16 protein-coding genes are annotated in these 24,053 nt (G+C 45.3%); 11 read left to right on the top strand and 5 right to left on the bottom strand.

From position 1 onward, the window contains the following. The first annotated feature begins 210 nt into the window (after positions 1-210). Positions 211-1,770, top strand: coding sequence for an AbgT family transporter (locus OQJ86_RS19300; RefSeq protein WP_005440222.1), 1,560 nt, complete (start codon positions 211-213; stop codon positions 1,768-1,770). A 453-nt stretch (positions 1,771-2,223) separates the two neighbouring features. Beyond that, positions 2,224-2,757 carry a tRNA adenosine(34) deaminase TadA gene (tadA, locus tag OQJ86_RS19305; RefSeq protein ID WP_265989302.1) on the top strand — a complete coding sequence of 178 codons (534 nt, stop codon included), beginning with the start codon at positions 2,224-2,226 and terminating at the stop codon, positions 2,755-2,757. Between the two features lie 483 nt (positions 2,758-3,240). Here the strand turns inward: tadA and mltF are convergent, their stop codons facing one another. After that, positions 3,241-4,842 (bottom strand): membrane-bound lytic murein transglycosylase MltF, encoded by a 1,602-nt coding sequence (gene mltF, locus OQJ86_RS19310; RefSeq protein WP_039975395.1) that lies wholly within the window; start codon positions 4,840-4,842, stop codon positions 3,241-3,243. A 585-nt stretch (positions 4,843-5,427) separates the two neighbouring features. Between mltF and purL the strand changes: the two genes are divergently transcribed. Beyond that, entirely contained in the window at positions 5,428-9,339 is a 3,912-nt protein-coding gene (purL, locus tag OQJ86_RS19315; protein WP_265989305.1) for a phosphoribosylformylglycinamidine synthase, read from the top strand. Between the two features lie 368 nt (positions 9,340-9,707). Further along, the gene (locus OQJ86_RS19320) at positions 9,708-10,016 is read left to right on the top strand and encodes a DUF3622 domain-containing protein (protein WP_038865460.1); all 309 of its coding nucleotides are present in this window, start codon (positions 9,708-9,710) and stop codon (positions 10,014-10,016) included. A gap of 88 nt (positions 10,017-10,104) precedes the next feature. On the opposite strand, the gene OQJ86_RS19325 is transcribed toward OQJ86_RS19320, so the two are convergent. The 3 genes from OQJ86_RS19325 to OQJ86_RS19335 form a co-directional block, all read right to left on the bottom strand. Further along, entirely contained in the window at positions 10,105-10,527 is a 423-nt protein-coding gene (locus OQJ86_RS19325) for a hypothetical protein (RefSeq protein WP_265989309.1), read from the bottom strand. A 98-nt stretch (positions 10,528-10,625) separates the two neighbouring features. Then, entirely contained in the window at positions 10,626-12,812 is a 2,187-nt protein-coding gene (locus OQJ86_RS19330) for a TonB-dependent receptor domain-containing protein (RefSeq protein WP_323054546.1), read from the bottom strand. Positions 12,813-13,064: 252 nt separating this feature from the next. Further along, a complete protein-coding gene (locus OQJ86_RS19335) occupies positions 13,065-14,135 on the bottom strand; it encodes a succinylglutamate desuccinylase/aspartoacylase family protein (protein ID WP_038865448.1) in 1,071 nt (356 codons plus the stop codon). Positions 14,136-14,465: 330 nt separating this feature from the next. On the opposite strand from OQJ86_RS19335, the gene OQJ86_RS19340 reads away from it, so the two are divergent. Then, a complete protein-coding gene (locus tag OQJ86_RS19340; RefSeq protein ID WP_038865446.1) occupies positions 14,466-15,005 on the top strand; it encodes a DUF3332 domain-containing protein in 540 nt (179 codons plus the stop codon). A gap of 85 nt (positions 15,006-15,090) precedes the next feature. Here OQJ86_RS19340 and OQJ86_RS19345 read toward each other — a convergent pair whose 3' ends face one another. Further along, the gene (locus tag OQJ86_RS19345) at positions 15,091-16,563 is read right to left on the bottom strand and encodes an aminoacyl-histidine dipeptidase (RefSeq protein ID WP_265989315.1); all 1,473 of its coding nucleotides are present in this window, start codon (positions 16,561-16,563) and stop codon (positions 15,091-15,093) included. 1,035 nt (positions 16,564-17,598) lie between these two features. Here OQJ86_RS19345 and OQJ86_RS19350 point away from each other — a divergent pair. From OQJ86_RS19350 to OQJ86_RS19375, 6 genes are all read left to right on the top strand, one after another. Next, positions 17,599-18,888, top strand: a complete 1,290-nt coding sequence (locus OQJ86_RS19350) for an NCS2 family permease (RefSeq protein WP_038865443.1) — start codon at positions 17,599-17,601, stop codon at positions 18,886-18,888. Between the two features lie 304 nt (positions 18,889-19,192). After that, on the top strand, positions 19,193-19,657 hold the full coding sequence (gene tet(34) / locus OQJ86_RS19355; protein ID WP_005440202.1) for an oxytetracycline resistance phosphoribosyltransferase domain-containing protein Tet(34): 465 nt from the start codon (positions 19,193-19,195) through the stop codon (positions 19,655-19,657). A 91-nt stretch (positions 19,658-19,748) separates the two neighbouring features. Next, positions 19,749-20,996, top strand: coding sequence for an esterase FrsA (frsA, locus tag OQJ86_RS19360; protein ID WP_042602617.1), 1,248 nt, complete (start codon positions 19,749-19,751; stop codon positions 20,994-20,996). A gap of 118 nt (positions 20,997-21,114) precedes the next feature. Continuing rightward, a complete protein-coding gene (crl, locus tag OQJ86_RS19365; RefSeq protein ID WP_038865441.1) occupies positions 21,115-21,504 on the top strand; it encodes a sigma factor-binding protein Crl in 390 nt (129 codons plus the stop codon). Between the two features lie 122 nt (positions 21,505-21,626). After that, positions 21,627-22,766, top strand: a complete 1,140-nt coding sequence (gene proB, locus OQJ86_RS19370) for a glutamate 5-kinase (RefSeq protein WP_039975400.1) — start codon at positions 21,627-21,629, stop codon at positions 22,764-22,766. Between the two features lie 17 nt (positions 22,767-22,783). Continuing rightward, positions 22,784-24,034, top strand: a complete 1,251-nt coding sequence (locus tag OQJ86_RS19375; RefSeq protein WP_265989322.1) for a glutamate-5-semialdehyde dehydrogenase — start codon at positions 22,784-22,786, stop codon at positions 24,032-24,034. Positions 24,035-24,053: the final 19 nt, after the last annotated feature.

A 24,053-nucleotide genomic window follows, 5' to 3' on the forward strand; every position in this document is an offset into this window, starting at 1 on the left:
GGTTTTATAACTGTTAATGCGAATGGTGTGCTACTGTTTTTTTTATGTTTAATTGATATGTCGTTTTTGCAAAATATGTCTCCAAATATGGAAAAAAACATAGAACCTTGTGCTTTCTTAATCACTATTTAATAGAATGCTCGGTTGAAAATAGGCCGTTATAATTACTCAAATAGGCCATGGCACCAACATCATTCATATGGAGTTACCATGAGTAACCAAGCTGTAAATAAAGCACCGTCACCGAAGCCGAGCGGGATGGATCGCTTTCTGAACTTTATCGAAAGAGCGGGTAATAAAATTCCTGATCCAGCGATTCTGTTCTTCTGGGCACTAATCATTACTTGGGCTGCGTCTGCACTTTTGTCGAATGTTTCTTTCGACCTTCTAAACCCTCGAACTGGCGAAGCTCTTACTATTACTAACCTTCTTACGGGTGAAGCACTAGCAAGTTTCCTTGCTAACATGGTGACAACGTTCACTGGCTTTGCTCCACTGGGTATCGTACTTGTTGCGATGCTAGGTGTGGGTGTTGCCGATTCGTCTGGCTTCATCACCACTGGTCTTAAGAAGATGCTGAACTTCACGCCAGCAAAACTTCTTACTCCAATGCTAATTCTTGTGGCAATCGTATCGCACACTGCGGCGGATGCGGGCTACGTTCTAGTTATTCCTCTTGGTGGTATCATCTTCCACGCAGCAGGTCGTCACCCTCTAGCGGGTATCGCAGCTGCGTTTGCTGGTGTATCAGGTGGTTTCTCTGCAAACTTCATCCCTTCAGGTATCGATCCTCTACTAGCTGGCTTTACTCAAACAGCGGCACAGGTTCTTGACCCTGAGTACGTGGTTAACCCGCTAGCGAACATCTTCTTTACTGGTCTATCTTCAGTAATCATCGTTGCTATTGGTTGGTACGTAACTGAGAAAATCATCGAACCTCGCCTAGCGAACACGCCTGTTGATGAAGATGCAGAAAAAGCACCAGATCTTGGTTCTTTCACTGAAACTGAATCAAAAGCGTTCCGTTACGCTGGTTGGGCTATGATGGCAGGTATCGCACTTCTTGTTGTGGCACTTATCCCAGAAAACTCTGCACTGCGTTCACCTGAAGGTGAAATCACAGCGTTCTCTGCGCCAATCATGAAGTCTATCGTTCCACTGATCTTCATCCTGTTTATCATTCCGGGTTACGTTTACGGTCGCGTTTCTGGCACGTTCAAGACAAGTAACGACATCATCAAAGCGATGGCGGATACTATGTCTACGATGGGCGCATACATTGTAATGTCGTTCTTCTGTGCGCAGTTCCTATCTGCATTCGCGCAATCAAACATCGGTACGATGCTAGCGCTATACGGTGCGGAAGGCCTGAAAGCGATGAACCTACCAGGTGAAGCAACTATCATCGGTATGATTCTTTTAACGGCTTCTGTAAACCTTCTAATCGGTTCTGCATCAGCGAAATGGGCTCTTATCGGTCCTATCCTAGTGCCTATGCTAATGGCTGTGGGTATCTCGCCTGAGCTATCTCAAGCGGCTTACCGTGTAGGTGACTCTGTATCGAACATCATTTCACCTCTGATGGTATTCTTCCCTCTAGTAGTGGTTTACTGTCAACGTTACGTGAAGTCGACAGGTATCGGTACGCTAGCTTCTCTAATGATGCCATTCTCGATTGCGATGCTAATCGGCTGGTCTATCTTCCTAGTTGCTTACTGGATGCTAGGTATTCCTCTAGGTATCCAAGCGCCATACACATACACAATGTAAATACCGTCATATTTGGCGCTGTAGCGTTGTTAACTGCGCAAGTTCACCCTAATCACATAGAGCCTCTATGCTCATAGGGCTGAACTTGCTTGTTGCCTAGCTACAACACCAACTATTTAGGTATTGGTAATTCGAAAGCGCTGGTCGAGAGACTGGCGCTTTTTTTGGTTTCGGGAATCGAAGAATGAACTTTGTCCTATAGAAAGCTTCGCTTTTGAAATCGAGAGGTGTGCCGGAAGGTTGATGAGAGAAACTCAGTTTAAACAGCGTTGACAAAATTTGCTCCTAGAAAAACAAAATAAGCCGCATCCCGCATCCCGCATCCCGCATCCCGCATCCCGCATCCCGCATCCCGCATCCCGCATCCCGCATCCCGCATCCCGCTTCCACTTCCTCTCTTTGAAGGTTAAAATCCACTTTCCATAATGACCGATCCCAAAACTGGAGCCTCTTTTGTCAGACTCACAATTCTCCCCTCAAGACGAACTATTTATGCGCCGTGCGATAGAGCTTGCAGAGCAAGCTGAAGCGGATGGGGAAGTGCCTGTTGGGGCAGTGCTTGTGAAAGATGGTGAAGTGGTTGCTGAAGGTTGGAACCGCTCTATTTGTTCGCACGATGCGACCGCTCATGCTGAGATCCAAACCTTGCGTAAAGCGGGTGAGGTGTTCGAGAACTACCGTTTACTTGATACTACGCTCTATGTGACCTTAGAGCCGTGCCCTATGTGCGCAGGTGCGTTACTACACAGTCGAGTAAAGCGCGTGGTATATGGAGCACCAGACCTTAAAGCTGGCGCTGCAGGGACCGTTCTGAATTTGTTTGAGAGCCAAGCCGCGTATCATTATGCGACAGTAGAAAGCGGTTTGCTGGAAGAGGAGTGCAGAGGTCAGTTACAGGCGTTCTTTAAACGTCGTCGTAAAGAAATTAAAGCGAAGAAGCAGGCGCAAAAAGCGTTGGACAATGAACAGGGAACAAAAGACGAATAACAGGGAGTTTGATGGTTGTTTTTAGCAAACACCTACCGTGCAGTAGATGTTTGCTTCAAGTTTTCAGTGATTCACTAAGTGAACGAAAACACGATTACGTGCACTGACTTTTCTTTTCATGGTTGTAAGCGTGCGCTTACGGCGGTTAGCAGCCACTGTTTTATTCAAACGTTTTGACTGCACTCTGCGTTTTCTCATTATCAGAACCTCTTGCAGACAACGAACACACTCTCCGACACTCGCATAGCAAAGTATCCGATTCATGATCAATAGATGTCATTCTTATGATGCATACTCATGGATGATGGTGACATCATATCAAGGAGAGGGTGACCAATTGAGCTCACTGTTTCTCTTCCGTTACTCGGTATTCCACGAAAAAACTGGCTAGATAAATGAGCTCGAAAGACGGGATTCTAGTGAGTTTCTGTTGTCGACTCAATAAAAAAATAGCGAGCTGTTAGCTCGCTATTTTCGAAAGGTTTATTCTTCTTTTGGATTCGGCGTTTGCTCTGCATTTTGAGTTGGGCTGGCCTCAGTACTTGGTGTTGTCTCGACCGCTCCCGAAACTTGCTCAGCTAAGGTTTCCACCGCTCCAGACGTTAACAGATCTGGAGAGAGTGGTGGAATGACTTGCAGATCTTCTGTGTCTTCGTCAATCGCAGGCTTTTGGCTGACATGCCCAATGATGGATTGATAGTAGCGACGAATGTTCTCAACATAGTTGCGTGCTTCATCACCACGAGCATAACCATAACGTGTTTGGCTGTAGAAGCGCTTCTGGCGCAGCAAGGGTAGACGCTCTTTAACATCTGCCCACGCGTTTGGATCGCCGCCTTGTGCTTTAGTTAGGCGTCGTGCGTCCATCATATGACCATAACCCACGTTGTATGATGCTAAGGCAAACCAAATCTTTTCATGTTCATTAATTGAATCTGGAACACGTGCGACTATACGACGTAGGTATTCCACGCCACCGCGTACGGATTGTTCCGGATCAAGACGATCTGTTACACCAACACTTTTTGCGGTAGGGAGCGTGAGCATCATCATGCCACGAACGCCAGTCGGCGACTTCGCTTTTGGTTTCCAATGAGACTCTTGATAAGCCAATGCAGCAATCAAGCGCCAATCAAACTCTTCACTGTATTTTTGGAACAGCGGTGCCCATTTAGGCAAGGTATTGTCCAGTGCGCGTATAAAAGCACGAGTATCGACATAATCGAAGGCTTCGATATGTCCAATGTACTTCTCTTCTAAAGTCGCCAGTTCGCCAGATTGTTTAATGTTGCCGAAGAACTCGATCAACATTGCGTAGAAGCTTTCATCTTCAGAGCGACGAGTAAACCAAGAGACGGGTTGGTCTTCTGTCAATTCAAAGGCTAAAGCAAGATCCGGGTACAGGCGCTGTGCCAAAGACAGTTCTACTGAATCGGTTACCGTAAAACGTAACTCACCTGTAGAGACATGCTTGAGTAGATCTCGCGTATCCGCATCACCAACAATCTCAAATTGGAAGTCTGGGTATTGTTTCTGTAGCGCCGTTAAGGTTGGAACAAACTGAGATTGTTCAACTATCTGAAGAGTTTCTGCCCCAGCATTTGAACCTTCTTCCGCATTACTGTCTTTTTTAGCTTGATAATTGATCAGCTGATTAATGTCGCGAGGACGAAGCTGACCTTTTTTATAAACCACTTGTTGGCTGACGTAATAGTAAGCGGGTCCAGGACGAAAACGTTGTACAGCTTCAGAAGTTTGGTTTAAACCTGTCGCAATAATATCGATGTCGCCTTTCTTTAATGCAGGGAAGAGATCTGCTTGGCGAAACGCTGGTCGAATCTCCAGCTTCACACCTAATTGCTCAGCAAATTTTCGTGCCAGTTCGTAATCCAAACCTGCCGGGCCATCAGGTCCGATGTAGTAGGAGAGTTGGTTGTTTAGCGTGCCAACACGTAGGACACCACGCTCTTGGATTTGCTCGAATTCACTTTTTGGCTCCGATTCAATCTGGCAAGCAGAAAGTAAAAGCACAGACGCGAAAAGTAGGGCGCTGCGCTTGAGTCGGTTGAACTGACTTATTTGCATTAATTCGGTACGTCTCGATAAATTTCTAGTTGCCTTTATATCAAAGCGAGCTGGTTGGGCAAAGTGAATCAGGCAGATAGAGTGCGACATTGTGTGATTTATCGACATTTAAGGATACCCAAGTAACCTCGAGATACTTGGTTCAGCGAGAATGACTTGGTTTGAAAGCGAAGCAACAATTTGAAAATCTAGTGATTCTAAATTGATAATTGGTAACGATGCATTCGAGCCAAGGCAACTCGCCCTTTGGGAGCGTGTCACTGAAACAATTTCATCGTCAAACAACTTGGAAAGAGCTTGCTATTACACGGCGTTGCTTTCCTTGAACTTGAATCAGTGACACTGCTCTGAACCCTGAATCTTGAAGTCACTTGGGTATAAATCAAATTTGACGAAAAAAATGACGCAAACGGTTGCTTTTGGTGTTACATCACAAAAACAATTGCTATATAATGCGCTCGCAACGAAGAGGTGGCATCGGCATAGGTTTGAAAAACCTTCGGGAATAGCTTCGAAGAAAACAGTATAACCCACTGAATTTATTCCAATATCACCTTAATCACTTGCAATAAGAGACCTAAGCACATGAGAATTTTGCGTGGCTCCCCAGCTCTTTCTGAGTTTCGTGTTAATAAACTACTGGAACTTTGTCGTGAACAAGATCTGCCTGTCACTGGCATTTACGCAGAGTTCATGCACTTTGCGGATCTAAAGTCTGACCTTGATGCTCAAGAGTTGGAAAAACTGGAAAAATTGCTGACTTACGGTCCTACGATCGAAGAGCATGAGCCAGAAGGTCTTCTACTTCTTGTTACGCCTCGTCCGGGCACTATTTCGCCTTGGTCTTCTAAATCTACTGATATCGCTATCAACTGTGGTCTAGACAAAGTAAAACGTCTTGAGCGCGGCACTGCATACTACGTAGAGACATCGACTCCTCTTAACGATGCTCAAATTGCTGATGTAAAAGCACTCATCCATGATCGCATGATGGAAGTGACATTTACTGATTTCGATGCAGCAAATGCGTTATTCCAAGCGGCAGAACCTGCTCCTGTAGCAGACGTTGACCTATTAAAAGGCGGTCGTGCTGCGCTTGAAAACGCAAACGTTACCCTAGGTCTTGCACTTGCAGATGATGAAATCGAATACCTTTACGATGCGTTCGTAAATAAGCTAGAACGCAACCCGACTGACATTGAGCTAATGATGTTTGCACAAGCGAACTCAGAGCACTGTCGTCACAAGATCTTCAACGCAGACTGGACTATCGATGGCGTTAAGCAAGAGAAGTCTCTGTTCAAGATGATCAAAAACACGTTTGAAACCACACCAGAAAACGTTCTGTCTGCATACAAAGATAACGCAGCAGTTATGGTGGGTTCAGATGTAGGTCGCTTCTTCCCGAACCCGGAAACTCGCCAGTACGGTTACAGCCAAGAGAAAGCGCACATCCTAATGAAGGTGGAAACGCACAACCACCCAACTGCTATCTCTCCTTGGCCGGGTGCTTCTACTGGTTCTGGTGGTGAAATCCGTGATGAAGGCGCGACTGGTATCGGTGGTAAGCCAAAAGCAGGTCTAGTTGGTTTCACAACATCTAACCTACGTATTCCTGGTTTTGAACAGCCATGGGAAACAGATTTCGGTAAACCAGGTCGTATCGTTAACGCTCTAGACATCATGCTAGAAGGTCCATTGGGTGGCGCGGCGTTTAACAACGAATTTGGTCGTCCAAACCTACTGGGTTACTTCCGTACTTACGAAGAAAAAGTGAACTCGCACGCAGGTGAAGAGGTTCGTGGTTACCACAAGCCAATCATGATTGCTGGTGGTATGGGTAACATCCGTGACGAGCACGTTCAGAAGAAAGAGATCCCAGTCGGTGCAAGCCTAATCGTACTTGGTGGTCCAGCAATGAACATCGGTCTTGGCGGTGGAGCTGCTTCTTCTATGGCATCTGGTCAATCAGCAGAAGACCTAGATTTTGCATCGGTACAGCGTGAAAACCCAGAAATGGAGCGTCGCTGTCAGGAAGTGATCGACCGTTGTTGGCAGCTTGGTGATGCTAACCCAATCGCATTTATCCACGATGTGGGCGCGGGCGGTATCTCTAACGCACTTCCAGAGCTTGTAGACGATGGCGAACGCGGTGGTATATTCCAACTGCGTGACGTACCAAACGACGAGCCGGGCATGAGCCCACTTGAGATCTGGTGTAACGAATCTCAAGAGCGTTACGTAATGGCAGTTGCGCCAGAGAATATGGAAGTATTCGACGCAATCTGTAAGCGTGAGCGCGCACCATACGCCGTAGTAGGTGTAGCAACGGAAGAGCGTGAACTGAAACTTGAAGATTCGCATTTCGACAACACGCCAATCGACATGCCAATGGATGTACTTCTTGGTAAGACGCCTAAGATGCACCGTGATGCGAAAACGCTTAAAGCGAATAACCCAGCGGTTAACCGTGACGGTATCGAGCTAAATGAAGCCGTGGATCGCGTTCTACGTCTACCTACGGTTGCAGAAAAAACATTCCTAATCACGATCGGTGATCGCACGGTGACTGGTCTTGTAGCGCGTGACCAAATGGTTGGCCCGTGGCAGGTTCCTGTTGCTAACTGCGCAGTAACAGCAGCAAGTTACGACACTTACCACGGTGAAGCGATGTCGATGGGTGAGCGTACACCAGTTGCTCTACTAGACTTTGGTGCGTCGGCTCGTCTAGCGGTTGGTGAAGCAATCACAAACATCGCAGCGACAAACATCGGTGATATCAAACACATTAAACTGTCTGCAAACTGGATGTCTCCAGCAGGTCACCCGGGTGAAGACGCAGGTCTTTACGAAGCAGTGAAAGCAGTTGGTGAAGAGCTATGTCCAGCGCTTGGTCTAACTATCCCAGTTGGTAAAGACTCAATGTCGATGAAGACCAAGTGGGAAGAGAACGGCGAGCAGAAAGAAGTAACGTCTCCGTTATCTCTTGTTATTACTGCGTTTGCACGTGTTGAAGATGTTCGTAAGACGATTACTCCTCAGCTTCGTACTGACAAAGGTGTTTCTAGCCTTGTACTTATCGACCTAGGTAATGGTCAAAACCGTCTAGGCGCAACAGCGCTTGCACAGGTTTATAAGCAGCTTGGTGATAAGCCAGCAGACGTAGACAACGCAGTACAACTGAAAGGCTTCTACGAAGGCGTTCAAGCCCTAGTCGCGAATGACCAAGTAGTGGCTTACCACGATAAAGGTGATGGCGGTCTATTCGTGACTCTTGCTGAAATGGCATTCGCAGGTCACTGTGGTGTGAAAGCAGATATTGCTGACCTAGGTGAAGACGTACTAGCAGCACTATTTAACGAAGAGCTAGGTGCAGTACTTCAGGTTAAGAACGAAGATTTAGACGCGGTACTTTCAACGCTATCAGCAAACGGTCTTGAGGCATGTTCTCATGTAATCGGCTCAGTAGAAGCATCTGATGAGCTAGTGATTACTTCTGGTGACACGGTAGTTCTAGAGCGTAATCGTACTGAACTACGTACTATCTGGGCGGAGACTACGCATAAGATGCAAGGTCTACGTGATAACCCAGCATGTGCTGACCAAGAGCATGAAGCGAAGAAAGACAACTCAGATCCTGGCCTAAACGTTAAGCTAAGCTTCGATGTAAATGAAGACATTGCAGCACCTTACATTGCCGGTTCTATGATAAATAAGGGCGCTAAGCCTAAGATGGCAATCCTACGTGAGCAGGGCGTTAACTCTCACGTTGAGATGGCAGCAGCCTTTGACCGTGCAGGCTTTGAAGCAACCGATATTCACATGAGCGACATCCTAACCGGTCAAGCGGTTCTAGAAGAGTACCAGGGCCTAGTCGCTTGTGGTGGCTTCTCTTACGGTGACGTACTTGGTGCGGGTGAAGGTTGGGCTAAGTCTATCCTGTTCAACGAGCAAGCTCGCAACCAGTTTGAAGGCTTCTTCCAGCGTGAAGATACCTTCTCTCTAGGTGTATGTAACGGCTGTCAGATGCTATCGAACCTGAAAGAGCTAATCCCAGGTGCAGACCTATGGCCACGCTTCGTTCGTAACGAATCTGAGCGTTTTGAGGCTCGCTTTAGCCTAGTGGAAGTACAGAAATCTGATTCTGTATTCTTCGATGGCATGGCAGGCTCTCGCATGCCAATCGCAGTTTCTCATGGTGAAGGCCGCGTAGAAGTGCGTGATGCTGACCACCTAGCCGCGATTGAAGCGTCAGGCACGGTTGCAGTTCGTTACGTGGATAACCACGGTAATTCGACTCAGCAATACCCGAACAACCCGAATGGTTCGCCAAATGCAATCACGGGTCTAACGACTCAAGATGGCCGCGTAACTATCATGATGCCGCACCCAGAGCGTGTATTCCGTACAGTTGCGAACTCATGGTCTCCAGAAGGTTGGGGTGAGAACGGTGCTTGGATGCGTATGTTCCAAAACGCACGCAAGAACATCGGTTAATCACGACGTCGTTCGTCAACGTTAACGAAAATCGATAAGCGCTGGTTGAGAGACCGGCGCTTTCTTTATTTAAGAATCGAGAACACAGGACGCTGCGCTTCGAGAGTCGGGAAGGCTTCGCTGTAGGAATTGAGATGTGTGTACTGGAATACTAGAGGTCAATGCATGGACTCAATAGGTGTTGACAGTATTTGTTCCTAAGTATTCCAAATGAAATCGTCTCCCGTCTCCCTTAAAAAACTTGCAGCGTTTCGGTAACTTTTATGCTCTAATACCGCGCTTACCAAGGGATGGTGTTAAACAGCTCAGCTTAGATGGAGTTATCAAGTTGACCGAATCCCTGATTAATCCCTTAGGAAATGAAATAAATGGCTAAAAATCCAAAATTTGCTATCCGCGTAACTGAAAAACGTAACGGTTGGAGCGCAGAGATCACTCGTCAGGTGACTTCTCGTAAAGTAGTGGTATCAAAACGTGAAACTGGTTTTGACAGCGAAGAGAAAGCACAAGCTTGGGCTGAGCAGGAACTTGCAGGTTTTGTACAAAACCAAGTAGTTCGTAACGAGCGCAAAGCAGTACAACGTCAAGAGCGTGAAGCAGAGCAACTAGCGGCAAAAGTTCGCAAAGAAGAAGCTCGTCAAGCTCGTGAAGCAGACGTAGACACTGACGAAGAGTAATCGCAGTGTGTTTGATGGTGATTGACTACCATCGACAATGAATTTGAAAATGCCCCGAGTTAATCTCGGGGCATTTTTATTTGTGTCGTTATAAGCAGTCAGAGGAAACAGAGAATGTCATTGAACTTCCTGATGAAGCGGTATTGTACGTATGGTCTTTGCGCAGTTTTTTAGGTGTGTGAACTGGCTGCAAATCAATGTGGCGTAATCCATCTGACAAATCGGTAGCTTCACCGTAGTCATAGTCTCTTGCCTCGGTAATCTCACCTTTTGCGTTGTTACAGTGACCTGACTTCCCATTTTCTCCCCAAGTCAAAGCTTCAGGCTGAGCGTCTAGATTTAAGTTATCTGAAATGTTGGCAGCGTAATGATCCTCTACTGGTAGTGTCTTACTCTGATCCATTAAATACTGAGAGATATTCTCTTGTGAGTAGCTTGGAGCAGTGAGGAAGGCGAGGCCAATTGTGATTAACGTTCTTGTTAGTAAAAAAGTAATTTGAATCTTCTTCATTAGATATACTGTGAAAAGTGACGGTGAATAAAAAGAAAAATTCGGAGCAAGTACGTATGCTCCGAATTTGGTTCGGTTCGTAATCAGACAAAGCCTGATTAGTATTGATAAGTTAGTTGGACCTTCACTTCTCGGTCGGGAGAAGGCACGCCATTAGATAGGTAAGCTTCGTAATAACGGTCTGTTAAGTTATTCACGACCGCTCCAACACTTAACCCTTTCACTTGCTGAACTTCCCAAGTGACATAAGCATTTTGCAACGTGTATTGCTCACTTGGTGATTTCACTTTTAAGTTATCACCAGCCGCGTCTGTTTTGGTTTGAGCATCGTACCAACGAACTTCCCAACCAGAGCGCAGTCCCGGAAGCCATTCGTAGCCCAAACCGAGATTAATATTCAAGGGTGGGACGCCCGGGTAGTCATCATCCGAGCCGGTTGAATCCGATAAGCTACCTTTATTTTTCCCGCGAATGTAACTCGCTGAGAAATCACTATAGAAATCGTTAATACGGTATTGTGAAATCAACTCGAAGCCGTAGTTTTTGAAGCCGTCTAGGTTTGTGCTCCAACTTTGAATATCACCGCTGTCTTTATCTAAGTTTTCACCGGTTCGGATATCAACAGTGTCACTCACATCGTTATAGAACAATGTCAGTTCTGTTGCGAGGTTGTCGCGCTCGCTAACCAATCCTTTGGCCAAATTAATCACACTGGCTTGATAAGCATGAATACGAGAAACATCGAGATCGCGTGCCGTAGCTGTGGCTGTTGCTCGAGCATATTGCACAGAGTAAATGTTATCGACGGTTGGAGCTTTTAAGGCGTAGGCATAAGAGAAGTTCAAACGAGTATTGTTGGTCGCGTCAAAATCGATATCCAAACGTGGACTAAAGCCTTTGTGGCTTGTTTCACTGTAGTCATGGCCGGCTGCTGGGTCATTGTAATCTGGCGCCGCATTACCTTTTCCTTCGCTGGTGATGTACTCATAACGCAGAGAAGGAGTAATCGTCAGGCGGTCGGTTGCCTGATAGTGGTCAGCAATGTAGGCCGCGTAAATAGACTGAGTGCCCGATGGTTCATAGTACGGGGTATACCAACCGTAGTTTTTCGACTCTTTATTATCGTAAGAAGCATTGAAAACTAACGAATCACGATCCGTTTTTTGATACTGAAGACCCGTAACCAGTGCATGGTCACCAATTTGCGCTTGGTTGAATACATCAATGTAATCACGTTCGTAGCTTAGCCAAGATTCATGACCATAACTGCCAACGGAAACGAACATTTTTTCAAAGGCAATATCTGGACGAACCCAATGACGGTCGTTTTCAGAACGCGCCATTTTTATGTTGAAATCAATGTACGGGCTAGTCGGCATGTAATGGTAGGAGATTGTCGTCGTATTGTCTTTGTATTCGTTGTAGACCGTGTAAGCGTATTGTGCTTTTTCTAACGAGCCATATTTTTTGATGTTGTAATCCGAAATGGTTGGCATTTGACCACGACGGTTAGCCCATGGTTTACGGCCTTCATCTTTGTATCGTGTGTGACTGATTTCAAATTCATGGTCATCATTTTCGTACCCAACTTTGACGAGCATGTTTTCTTGTTCGTAACCTGAGTAATCTAGTGTTTTACCGCCACCCACTTTAATGTCGTCGGAGTCTTTTACTGAACCATTTGCGAGGAAGTAAAAGCCAGCGTCATTTTTGCCATAAAGGGAGAGGGTGTATGAGTTCTCTTCGCCATTGTTGTTATAACCCGTTGACGCACGAACGCCGAAGTTGCGATCCCCTCCAAGCAGGTCGTCAACGCTTTTGGTTTTGATTCGGATAGACCCACCAAACTTACCGTTTAGAGCGCGGTAGTCATGTGCGCCTTTGATGATCTCCGCTTCACCAATTAAGAATGGGTCAAAGAAGAAGGTGCCGTAGCGGTATTGCTGGAAACCAATTGGAGCCCCATCAACAAACACGGCGATGTCGCTAGGGTTATCGAAACCGCGAATATTAATGCGTTCCCCACCAGAACGCGCTCCGCCGTCGAGCGTTGCCCCCGGCACAGCATCAATCATTTCAGCGAAGTTAGAGTATTGTTGTTCTTCGATTTGGGTCCAATCAATGATGGTTTCAGCGGGTTCTGCGACGGTAATCGGTTTGGTATAGCGGACACCAATGACTTCGAGTTCTTCGTCGACGCTTTCTGTTGCATGGAGAGAAATTGAGTTGAGCATTGCGAGCGAGACAAGGCTTACTTTTAAGCGATGGGTCGATAATCGTTTCATATTCATTTGTTATCGTAATTTGAGAGGCGGGGATTATATGAATGCTGAAAAGATTAATAAATGATAATGAGATTAGTTATCAATAATGGTTTTTGGTTTTCCTGTAAACTTTTATACCCACGATTAGACGGTAAATTGGATTATTGTTTGGTTTTTGGTCTGTTAGTTAGTGAGTGTGTCTATTTGAACGACAAAAGAAAGCCCAGACAAGGAGTCTGGGCTTGGAAGTTAGCTTTCTATACTAGTTCGCAATTATTGTTGCGTTTCTAGCGGGATTTGCCCCGTTGTTACTTGGTCGACATCAAACTCAGTCAGCTCTTCAATGTAGCTTTCTACTGTTTGCTCAACCACATCATCGTCTTGCTTAAAGTAGGCAATATGGAAAATAGCATCACCTTCATTAACCAGTGGCAGTGTTTGCTGGCCAATTACGATACCGCCTTTTGGTGCTAACAGCTCTAGCTCGTCATGACCTAAAGGCGAGCTGATGTAAGCGAGAGTCTCGCCTTCTTCTACTTTATCACCTAAGTTCACAACCGTACGTAGGATACCGTTGCCCGATGCGCGAACCCAGCTGGTGGATTTGGCAATGATTGGCTCTGGTAGCTTTTTGCGGCTCGCACGTAGCATGCCGATAGCCTGCATCACACGTTGCACACCTAGTACACCAGCACTGATCGACAATGGATCAAAGCGTAGCGCTTCACCTGCTTCATAAGTCAGTACAGGAATGTCGCACTTCTCTGCTTCACTACGTAGAGAGCCATCACGTAGAGCAGAGTCTACGATCACTGGGGTTGCAAATGCTTTTGCGATGCGCAGTGTTTCTGGGTTGCTCAAGTTAGCGCGGATCTGAGGTAGGTTCGTTCGGTGAATCGCACCCGTGTGAAGATCCAGAATATAGTCACAACGCTTAGCAATGTTGTTGAAGAACCCATGTGCCATACGAGAAGCCAACGCGCCTTTTTCACTGCCTGGGAAGCAACGGTTTAGATCGCGACGGTCTGGCAGGTAGCGAGATTTATGGATGAAGCCAAACACGTTAACGATAGGCACGGCAATCACAGTACCTTTTAGTTTTGCAGGGTCCAGTTGGTTGATCATCTGACGAACGATTTCTACGCCATTCAGCTCGTCACCATGGATTGCTGCGTTTACCATTAACACCGGACCTTCTTGTTTACCGTGGATAATTTCCACAGGGATAGAAAGAGGAGAGTGTGTGTAAAGCTGCGCCGCTTCAAATTCGGTTTCTAATCGTTGTCCTGGTTGAACTTGGTGTCCTAGTAGCTCAAACACCTTGCTTTTTTTACTTCTGGCCATAAACCATCTCTATCGAATACGTTAGCAACAATGTAACAACTGGTTCAAAATCACACTAATCATTCTTCTTAATGTCACGAACAATAATTTTTATTGAAAAGATTAAAAATTCACCAAGTGTATGGCTTGTGTAAGTACATTTGGGAAATTCTTGTGTTAATTGAGTAGCTGTACGCTGTGTTTTAAATTGTTATATTCATCACAAAAATAAGACTGTGTTAAATTTAATACTAATATTTTTTTCGAGAAAAACTGTCTTTTACCTAAGGTTTTTATCCGCTACTATCCCCGCCGAATTTTTGACCTAATACTATCTAACTAGAGGTTTTGATGAAAAAGGCGATCGCTAAAATTGGCGCACTAACTGCTGTAGCAGTTTCTCTTTCTGGCTGTGTAGGCAGCAACGCTGTAACGGGTTACGTTATGGGCTTCAACTTGAAAGCTGTTGATAACCGTTACGCTCGTGGTGGTCTAAACATGCTAATGGCGCCAGTTTACGGTGTTGCTATTGCGGCTGACTACATCGTGTTCAACTCACTAGAGTTTTGGACTGGTAAAAACCCGCTAAACGGTAAGCCACACATCTTTGACAAGAAGATGGATACTTACATCGACGTAAACCACCAGTTAGATAAATCTCTAACCACTGCACCTGTTGGTCCTCTAACGAACAACCGTGTTATCGAACAAGGTCAAATGCAACAGCTTGACGAGAACACAGTTCAAATGGATATCACTTACAACAACGGTGAGAAAGCGACGCTAATGGGTGTTCGTGAAGGTGACTTTGTGACTTACTACATCGATGGTGAAGTGGTTGCTAAGACTTCTATGGATGAGCTAGCGGCATACGCGCAAACTCGTGCATAATTTGCGAAGTGCTTTTAATAGCAAACTCGCAATAAAAAAAGGGTGCCTCGGCACCCTTTTTCGTATTTGTCGTATCTGGTTAAGATTACGCTTTTTCTGGAATAGCTTCTAGAAGTGCAACCATTTGATCCCAGAACAATTGAACGGTATCAATCTTCACTTTCTCATCTGGAGAGTGAGGGAATTTGATGGTTGGGCCGAAAGAAACCATGTCCATGTTCGGGTAAGGTTCCTTGAATAGACCACACTCAAGACCTGCGTGAATAACCATGATGTTTGGTTTGTGACCGTAGATGCCTTCGTACATATCACGGAAAATTGCCATGATTTCTGAGTCTGCATCTGGTTTCCAACCTGGGTAAGCGCCAGAGAACGCGATTTGCGCGCCAGCTAGCTCTGCTACTGATTGAAGCATGCCTTCAACTTGGCTACGACCTGAATCGATCAGCGAACGAATTAGACAAAGTACGGTGACTTTATTCTCTTCTGTTGTGATAACGCCAACGTTAAGAGACGTTTCAACCACGCCTTCAACTTCATCACTCATGCGCATTACGCCGTTTGGACAAGCATTCAATGCAGCGATGAAACGTTGTTGGTCTGCAACGGCAAACACTTGTGCATCCGTTACAACTTCTTCGTTAAAAGTGACGATATCTGTTTCAATCTTGCCAAGCTCAGTTTTTAGTAACTCAGTGTAGAAGTTGAACAGGTCTGCTAGTTTATCTTGATTTTCTGCTGGTAGAGCAACGGTAATGAAGGCTTCACGAGGGATAGCGTTACGTAGGCTACCACCACGGAACTCTACAAGACGAAGATCTAATTCTTGTGCGTGACCCGCTAGGAAACGACCTACAAGTTTGTTTGCGTTACCGCGACCAGTGTGGATGTCACAACCAGAGTGACCACCTTTCAGACCTTTCAGTGTAAGCTGACGAGTTACAAAGCCTGCAGGGATTGCATCACGCGTGATATCGAAAGTCATTGCACCGTCGATACCGCCCGCACAACCCATGTATACTTCGCCTTCTTGTTCTGAGTCTGTGTTTAGAAGAATGTCACCTTCTAACCAACCCGCTTCAAGACCGAATGCGCCAGTCATGCCAGCTTCTTCATCAATCGTTAGCAGAACTTCAATTGGGCCGTGTTTGATTTCAGTAGAAGCGAGAACTGCAAGACAAGAAGCCATACCAATGCCGTTGTCAGCACCTAGTGTTGTTCCTTTCGCTGTTACCCATTCACCATCGATGTATGGTTGGATAGGATCTTTAGTGAAGTCGTGATCAGTATCTTCGTTCTTTTGCGGCACCATGTCGATGTGCGCTTGAAGAACCACGCCTTTCTTGTTTTCCATACCCGGTGTTGCTGGCTTTTTGATAAATACGTTGCCAGTTGGATCGCGGCGTACGTCAAATCCCTGCTCTGTTGCCCAAGTCACAATGTACTGAGCTAGTGCCTCTTCATGTTTAGAAGGGTGAGGGATTGAACAAATCTTATCGAAAAACTGCCAAAGTGGAGCAGGTGATAAGGTACTGATTTCAGAATGGAATTCAGACACGGAGGACTCCTTTTGATGTGCTTTGCCAAATATAAACCGTAAATTTAATAAGTGTTTAGCAGTAAATGCTAATCCGGTTTCGGCTTTGAATTGTTTTCAGCATACCACCAGAAGGGCGCTACTAGTAGATGTGGATAAAAGGATTTGCCCTTGAACTGTCACAGTTTATGGACACACAGAAATACACGAATGCAACTCAATTAGTATCAATTATAAGATTGGTTATTTTTTAATTTACTAAAGTGTAATTTAATTACAGTTAATTCTTAATGAAGATCAATTTATTAATGTTTTGTGATTTCTGTCACTAAAATGCTTGTAATTAAATTTCTTGGTGGTATATTTGTAACCAGCTTCTGAGAGAAGAATGAAATGCTCAAAGGATGAGTCCGTTTGTCGCCTCCAAGGAACCGAGAAATCAACCAAATTAACAGTATTAATTGATTTAGAAGGTGATATTTATGAAAGGTTTACCAAGTGCAATGTTCTGGAACAGCAAATCTGTTTACACCGGTAACTTTGTATACCCAACAAGCTTTGGTTACTAATTGAAGCCAACGCGTGTGACTCGAACAAATTTGTTCACCCCTATAAATTGGAATTTTTTTTCAGTGCATAGTGCTGACATGATTCACCGCCACTCAAATTGAGTGGCGTTTTTTTATCTCTCGATCCTGAACGTTGACTGATTTCTCACCGCTAAGCACCTATTCTAGGTTTGCTTCCCCAACTTATTTCATTTGCTAACCAAATTCGTGAGTGTTTTACGCTCAAAACTCCATGTTTCTGTTTGAAAGTTTAATACATTGTTCAGTTTGCACTCGTTGTCTTACTTGAATGCCTTAATTGTTAGTTATTGTTTATTAAGCTTTAAATTTTAATCGCGTTTGAAACGCTAGCGAATCGGTTTCATATCCAAAGAAAAAAATCGCATTAGAGTGAAAATTCTATCTGGAATTTGTTATTTGATAACTTTATAATTCGAGCCAATCGATTACGCAACCGTTTACTTTTTACCCTTTACAGGATTCGATCATGCTCGAAAGGCTATTCAAACTTAGTGAAAATGGCACCAATGTGCGCACTGAGATCATCGCAGGTGTTACTACCTTCTTAACCATGGCTTACATTATCTTCGTAAACCCAGCAATCCTTGCAGATACTGGTATGGATCGTGGTGCTGTGTTCGTTGCGACGTGTCTTGCTGCGGCTATTGGCTGTTTCATCATGGGCTTAGTAGCAAACTACCCAATCGCTCAGGCTCCAGGTATGGGCCTAAACGCGTTCTTTACCTACTCTGTTGTGTTGGGTATGGGTTATACGTGGCAAGTCGCGCTAGCAGCAGTATTTGTGTCGGGTCTACTATTTATTGTGTTGAGTGTGTTCAAGATCCGTGAGTGGATCATTAACTCAATTCCACTTTCTCTTCGTACAGGTATCTCTGCAGGTATCGGTCTGTTCCTTGCGTTCATCGCACTGAAAAATGCCGGCATCGTAGTAGATAATCCAGCAACGCTAGTTTCAATGGGTAACATCACTTCGCTACCATCTGTACTTGCGGCTATCGGCTTCTTTATGACTATCGCGCTGGTTCACCGTGGTGTGAAAGGTGCGGTTATGATCGCCATTTTGGGTGTGACAATTCTTGGTCTTATCTTTGGTGACGTTCAATGGGGCGGCATCATGTCGACACCACCAAGCATCGCACCAACCTTCATGCAGCTAGACTTCTCTGGTCTGTTCGAAGTTGGCATGATCTCGGTCGTATTTGCTTTCCTATTCGTTGACTTGTTCGACACTGCGGGCACGCTAGTTGGCGTTTCACAGAAAGCAGGTCTAACTGACGAAAACGGCAACATTCCACGTCTAAACAAAGCGCTACTTGCTGACTCAACAGCAACATCTGTAGGTGCTCTATTAGGTACATCTAACACGACGTCATACATTGAGAGTGTTTCTGGTGTAGCAGCTGGTGGCCGTACTGGTCTAACGGCTGTGGTTGTTGGCGTACTGTTCCTTCTGGCTCTGTTGTTCTCGCCACTAGCAGGTATGATTCCAGCTTACGCAACATCTGGTGCGCTATTCTATGTAGCGATCCTAATGCTTTCTGGTCTTGTTGGCATCGACTGGCGTGACCTCACAGAAGCTGCGCCAGTTGTGGTTACTTGTTTGGTAATGCCTCTTACTTTCTCGATTGCAGAAGGTATCACGCTAGGTTTCATCGCTTACGCTGCTATTAAACTGTTCAGTGGTAAAGGCCGTGAAGTATCGATGAGTGTGTGGGTGATGTCTGCTATCTTCATTGTGAAATACATGGTCGGTTAATTCCAACGATTGAAAAAAGCCAGTGCGAACTCGATTCACACTGGCTTTTTGTTTGTGGATAATTTTTAAAGTAATTCATCCACTTCTCCATTTTGTATTGTTCACCGAATACGATTTTTCTGCGTAATAGGCAGAGAATTTTGATATCAGCGTTGGTATTAACGATGTGTTTCGGTAGAATAATCGTTTGCGTAGCTTGAAACCCCCATTTCCTCTGGTGTGGAAAGTTTAGCGAGATGAGTCCATTTCAGCGCCATCAGCTAGACAGAGGGGATGCATATTTTGAAATTATTAGGTTATTACAATGAGTAAAAAATTCATTATCACTTGGGATGCGATGCAGTCTTACTGCCGTGAACTGGCTGAGAAACAAATGCCAGCTGAGCAATGGAAAGGTATTTGGGCGGTAAGCCGTGGTGGCCTAGTTCCTGGTGCAATCCTAGCGCGTGAACTGGGTATTCGTCACGTTGATACTATTTGTATCTCTAGCTACGACCACGATCACCAGCGTGATATGACAGTAGTTAAAGCACCAGAAGGTGACGGCGAAGGTTTCCTAATCGTTGAAGACCTAGTAGATAGCGGTGACACAGCACGCAAGTTACGTGAAATGTACCCGAAAGCGAAGCTTATCGCAGTATGTGCTAAGCCTGCAGGTGTTGAGCTACTAGACGATTACGTAGTAGACATCGCTCAAGACACTTGGATCGAGCAACCTTGGGATATGTCTATCCAGTTTGCTGAGCCAGTAAATCGTAAGCAAAAATAAGTTTGCACCAAGAATATTGAGAAATGCCCCTTTATAGAGGCATTTTTTTTATTATTATTACAGCAATTGCCAATAGCTTAGAGTTCTTCCTATGTCAGAAGACGTCAGTAAAAACCTCTCAGAAACCTTGTTTGTTAAGCACAAGCAGGCGAAAGAAACCTCTGCACTTACTCAATACATGCCTACCAGCCAAACAATTCTTGATGAGCGAGAAGGGCAAGATGATCGTGCGTGGTATCGACACTTAAGACGTTTGCAGTGGACTTGGCAGGGTTTATCTCCAATCGAGATGGAAAGTACACTGTCTAAAATTGCGTCGTCGAAACATTCGCGTACGGAAGATAAGTGGTTAGATACAGTGATGGGTTATCACGGCGGTAACTGGACGTTTGAGTGGATAAAGCTTGGGATGGAACACCAACGCCGTTCAACCGAATTGAAAGGTGAAGATGCGGCGGATGAGTTGTTTTCCGCTTCGCTGTGTTTCAGTATTGCGGGCTACCCACATTTGAAGAACGATAACCTTGCGACTCAAGCTCAAGTGTTGGCCAATAAAGCTTACAACGAAGGCTCTGAGAAAACGCAATACACGATCAAACAGATCGAAGTACCTTATCAAAAGCGCAAGATCATCGCGAATTTACACTTGCCACGTACGGACAAGCAATTGCCCGTTGTGATGGTGAGTGCGGGTTTGGACAGCTTGCAAACAGACATGTGGCGTTTGTTCCGCAATCATTTAGCGCCTAAAGACATCGCAATGTTGACCATCGACATGCCGTCAGTGGGTCATAGCTCCCATTGGCCATTAACGGAAGATTCTAGTTGTTTGCATCAAGCGGTATTGAATGAGCTGTACAAACTGCCTTGGGTCGATCATTACAAAGTGGGATTGATTGGTTTCCGCTTTGGTGGCAATGCTATGATCCGTCTTTCATTCGTTGAACAAGAGAAGATCAAAGCGTGTGTGGCGCTCGGTGCACCTGTACATGATTTGTTTACCTCCCCGAAGAAGCTGCAGCAGATGCCGAAGATGTACCTAGATCTACTGGCGTCTCGTTTAGGTAAGAACGCCGTGGACATCAATAGCATGGCTGGGCAGATGATGGCATGGTCGTTGAAAGTACAAGGGTTCTTAAGCAGTCGTAAAACCAAGGTACCTATTTTGGCTTTGAGTTTGGAAGGGGATCCTGTTTCCCCACACAGTGACAACCAGTTGGTAGCGCTGTTTAGTCACTATGGTCAAGCAAAGAAAATCAGTTCCAAAACAATTACAAAAGGTTATGAGCAATCCCTCGATTTGGCCATAAAGTGGTTGGAGGAGGAATTATTAAGATGACAAATCTCCTAATTTAGTTAAGAGTGATATATGTGAGCAAAAAATAAGCTCATGATAATAAAAAATAATAATCATTCTTGGATAGCTAAATATCCTTACTATGGAAACGGAGATTCTTATGTCAGAGACGACTCAAGGGCCGACTCACTTTCGCTTGATGTCTAAGTTAAAGGCGATAGGTCCTTACCTGCGCGAACCACAATCACAAGAAGGCCACTACTATTTTGACTGTCTATCTGTTTGTGTAGACGACAAAAAGTCGCCAGAAAAACGTGAATTTTGGGGATGGTGGATGGACTTGGAGTCCATCGAAGGTGGCTTTACTGCAAAATACCATATTGGTAAATACAACAAAGAAGGGGATTGGACCTCAGAGCCATTACCGAATAAGGTGACTGAAGAGGTTTACCTCACTCAGAGTACCTTTCATCAGAAGCTAGTAGATACGCTGGCTGAGCATTTCAAACTGGAAGTGGAATATCACACAGAATCGTTTGATTTCGCCTAATTTGGCTGTTTTCTTCCTCTATAAGACAAAAAGGTGCGTTTTCGCACCTTTTCTGCTTGTTAAATCCCCATTTGATTGCTAAAACATCCACTCTTTATTTGTTTTTCATTTCAGAAGACATCATGACAACGAATCAACAGAATGCAGTTATTTCACAACCACAAACCGTCGTTGTGAAACTGGGTACAAGTGTGCTGACAGGCGGCACTTTGGCGTTAAACCGTGCTCACATGGTAGAGCTGGCTCGTCAATGTGCTGAACTAAAAAAACAAGGCCATTCAGTCGTAATGGTTTCGTCTGGTGCAATTGCAGCAGGCCGTGAGCATCTTGGATACCCCGCATTGCCCAACGAGATGGCGAGCAAACAATTGCTTGCTGCAGTGGGCCAAAGCCGTCTGATTCAAACATGGGAGTCTCTGTTTGGCATTTATGGCATCAAAATTGGTCAGATGTTGCTAACTCGTGCTGATTTGGATGATCGCGAGCGTTTTCTTAACGCGCGTGACACCATCAATGCTCTGGTTGCAAACGACATTATACCTATCGTGAACGAAAATGACGCGGTAGCAACGAACGAGATCAAAGTGGGCGATAACGACAATTTGTCTGCTTTGGTGGGGATTTTGTGTGGTGCAGACAAATTGCTGCTGCTAACAGACCAAAAAGGTTTGTTTACCGCAGACCCTCGTAAAGATCCAAATGCCGAATTGATCAAAGAAGTGAAAACCATTGATGATACTTTGCGCAAAATTGCGGGTGGTAGCGGCACAACGCTAGGTACTGGCGGCATGGCAACCAAGCTTCAGGCGGCAGACATCGCTCGCCGTGCAGGCATTGAGGTGATCATCGCTGCGGGCAGCGCACCAAATGTTATTTTTGACTCATTGAGCTCAGAGCCACAAGGGACGCGTTTCCTTCCTTGTGAAGAAGCGCTAGAAAACCGCAAGCGCTGGATCCTAGCGGGCCCTGCTGCATCCGGTGATATCATTATTGATGATGGTGCAGTTAACGCTGTTGTCGGTAAGGGCAGTAGTCTACTTGCAAAAGGCGTGATTAAGGTAAGTGGTGATTTTGCTCGTGGTGAAGTGGCTCGCGTGACCAACGCACAAGGCAAGCTGGTGGCACGTGGTATCAGCGCCTACTCAAGCGAAGACCTAGCAAACATTGCCGGTAAACACAGTAAAGATATCATCTCTATTTTGGGTCATGATTACGGCTCAGAAGTGATTCACCGCGATGATCTTGTCGTCATCCAAGAATAGATATTGAGGGAAGCAAAGTGGATTTAACGAATATGGGTAAAGCTGCCAAAGATGCAGCTTTCGAATTGGCGACAGCGTCAACCGCACAAAAAAACCAAGCACTAGCGATCATCGCTGATGAGCTAGAAGCGAATGCGGCAACTATTTTGGCTGCAAACGCAAAAGACATCGAATTAGGTCGCGAAGCGGGTCTAACAGATGCACTACTAGACCGTCTGCTATTAAATGAAGAGCGCCTTACTGGTATCGCTAATGACGTTCGTAACGTGATCAGCCTAAATGATCCTGTAGGCAGCGAAATCGACAGCAAAGTGCTAGAAAATGGCATGTCTCTGTCCCGTCGTCGTGTACCACTGGGTGTGGTTGGTGTGATTTACGAAGCGCGTCCAAACGTAACTATCGATATTGCTGCTCTATGTCTAAAAACAGGTAATGCAAGCATCCTACGTGGTGGTAAAGAGACGTTCTTTTCCAATATGGAATTGGTAAAGGTTATCCAATCGGCTCTAGCGAAAGCGAACTTGCCAGCGGCTTCCGTTCAATATATTGAAAAGCCAGATCGTGAGTTGGTTTCTCTACTCCTTAAGCTAGACGATTACGTTGATATGATCATTCCACGTGGCGGCGCTGGCTTACACAAGATGTGTAAAGAGAACAGCACCATTCCAGTGATCATCGGTGGTTTTGGTATCAGCCATATTTTTGTTGATGAGTCAGCGGATCTAGAAAAATCGTTGAACGTTGTTGAGAATTCAAAAGTTCAACGCCCTTCAGCATGTAACTCGCTAGATACTTTGCTCGTACATGAAGATGTTGCGGCGCAATTCCTATCAATGATCGTAGAGCGCATGAGCGATAAAGTGACCTTCGTGACAGAGCCAAAGGCAAAAGTACTGATGGCTCAAGCAACACAAATTCGTGATGCAGTGGAAGGTGACTTTGATACTGAATGGCTAAGTTACACGCTGGGTGTAAAAGTGGTTGCTGACGTAAAAGAGGCGATTGACCACATGCGTGTTCATAACGCGAGCCACTCAGATGCGATCATGACCAACAGTTTGGTTAACTCGGAATTATTCATTAATTCTGTTGGTTCTGCTGCGGTTTACGTGAATGCCTCAACTCGTTTTACTGACGGTGCTCAGTTTGGTCTTGGGGCAGAAGTGGCGGTATCTACTCAGAAACTGCATGCACGTGGCCCAATGGGTTTGGAAGAGCTCACCAGCTACAAATGGGTTGGTAAAGCAAACTACCTAGCACGCAGTTAACAGAAACCGTTTGATATTG

Source organism: Vibrio sp. Sgm 5 (genome assembly GCF_026241575.1).
In the GTDB taxonomy this organism is placed as follows: domain Bacteria; phylum Pseudomonadota; class Gammaproteobacteria; order Enterobacterales; family Vibrionaceae; genus Vibrio; species Vibrio jasicida.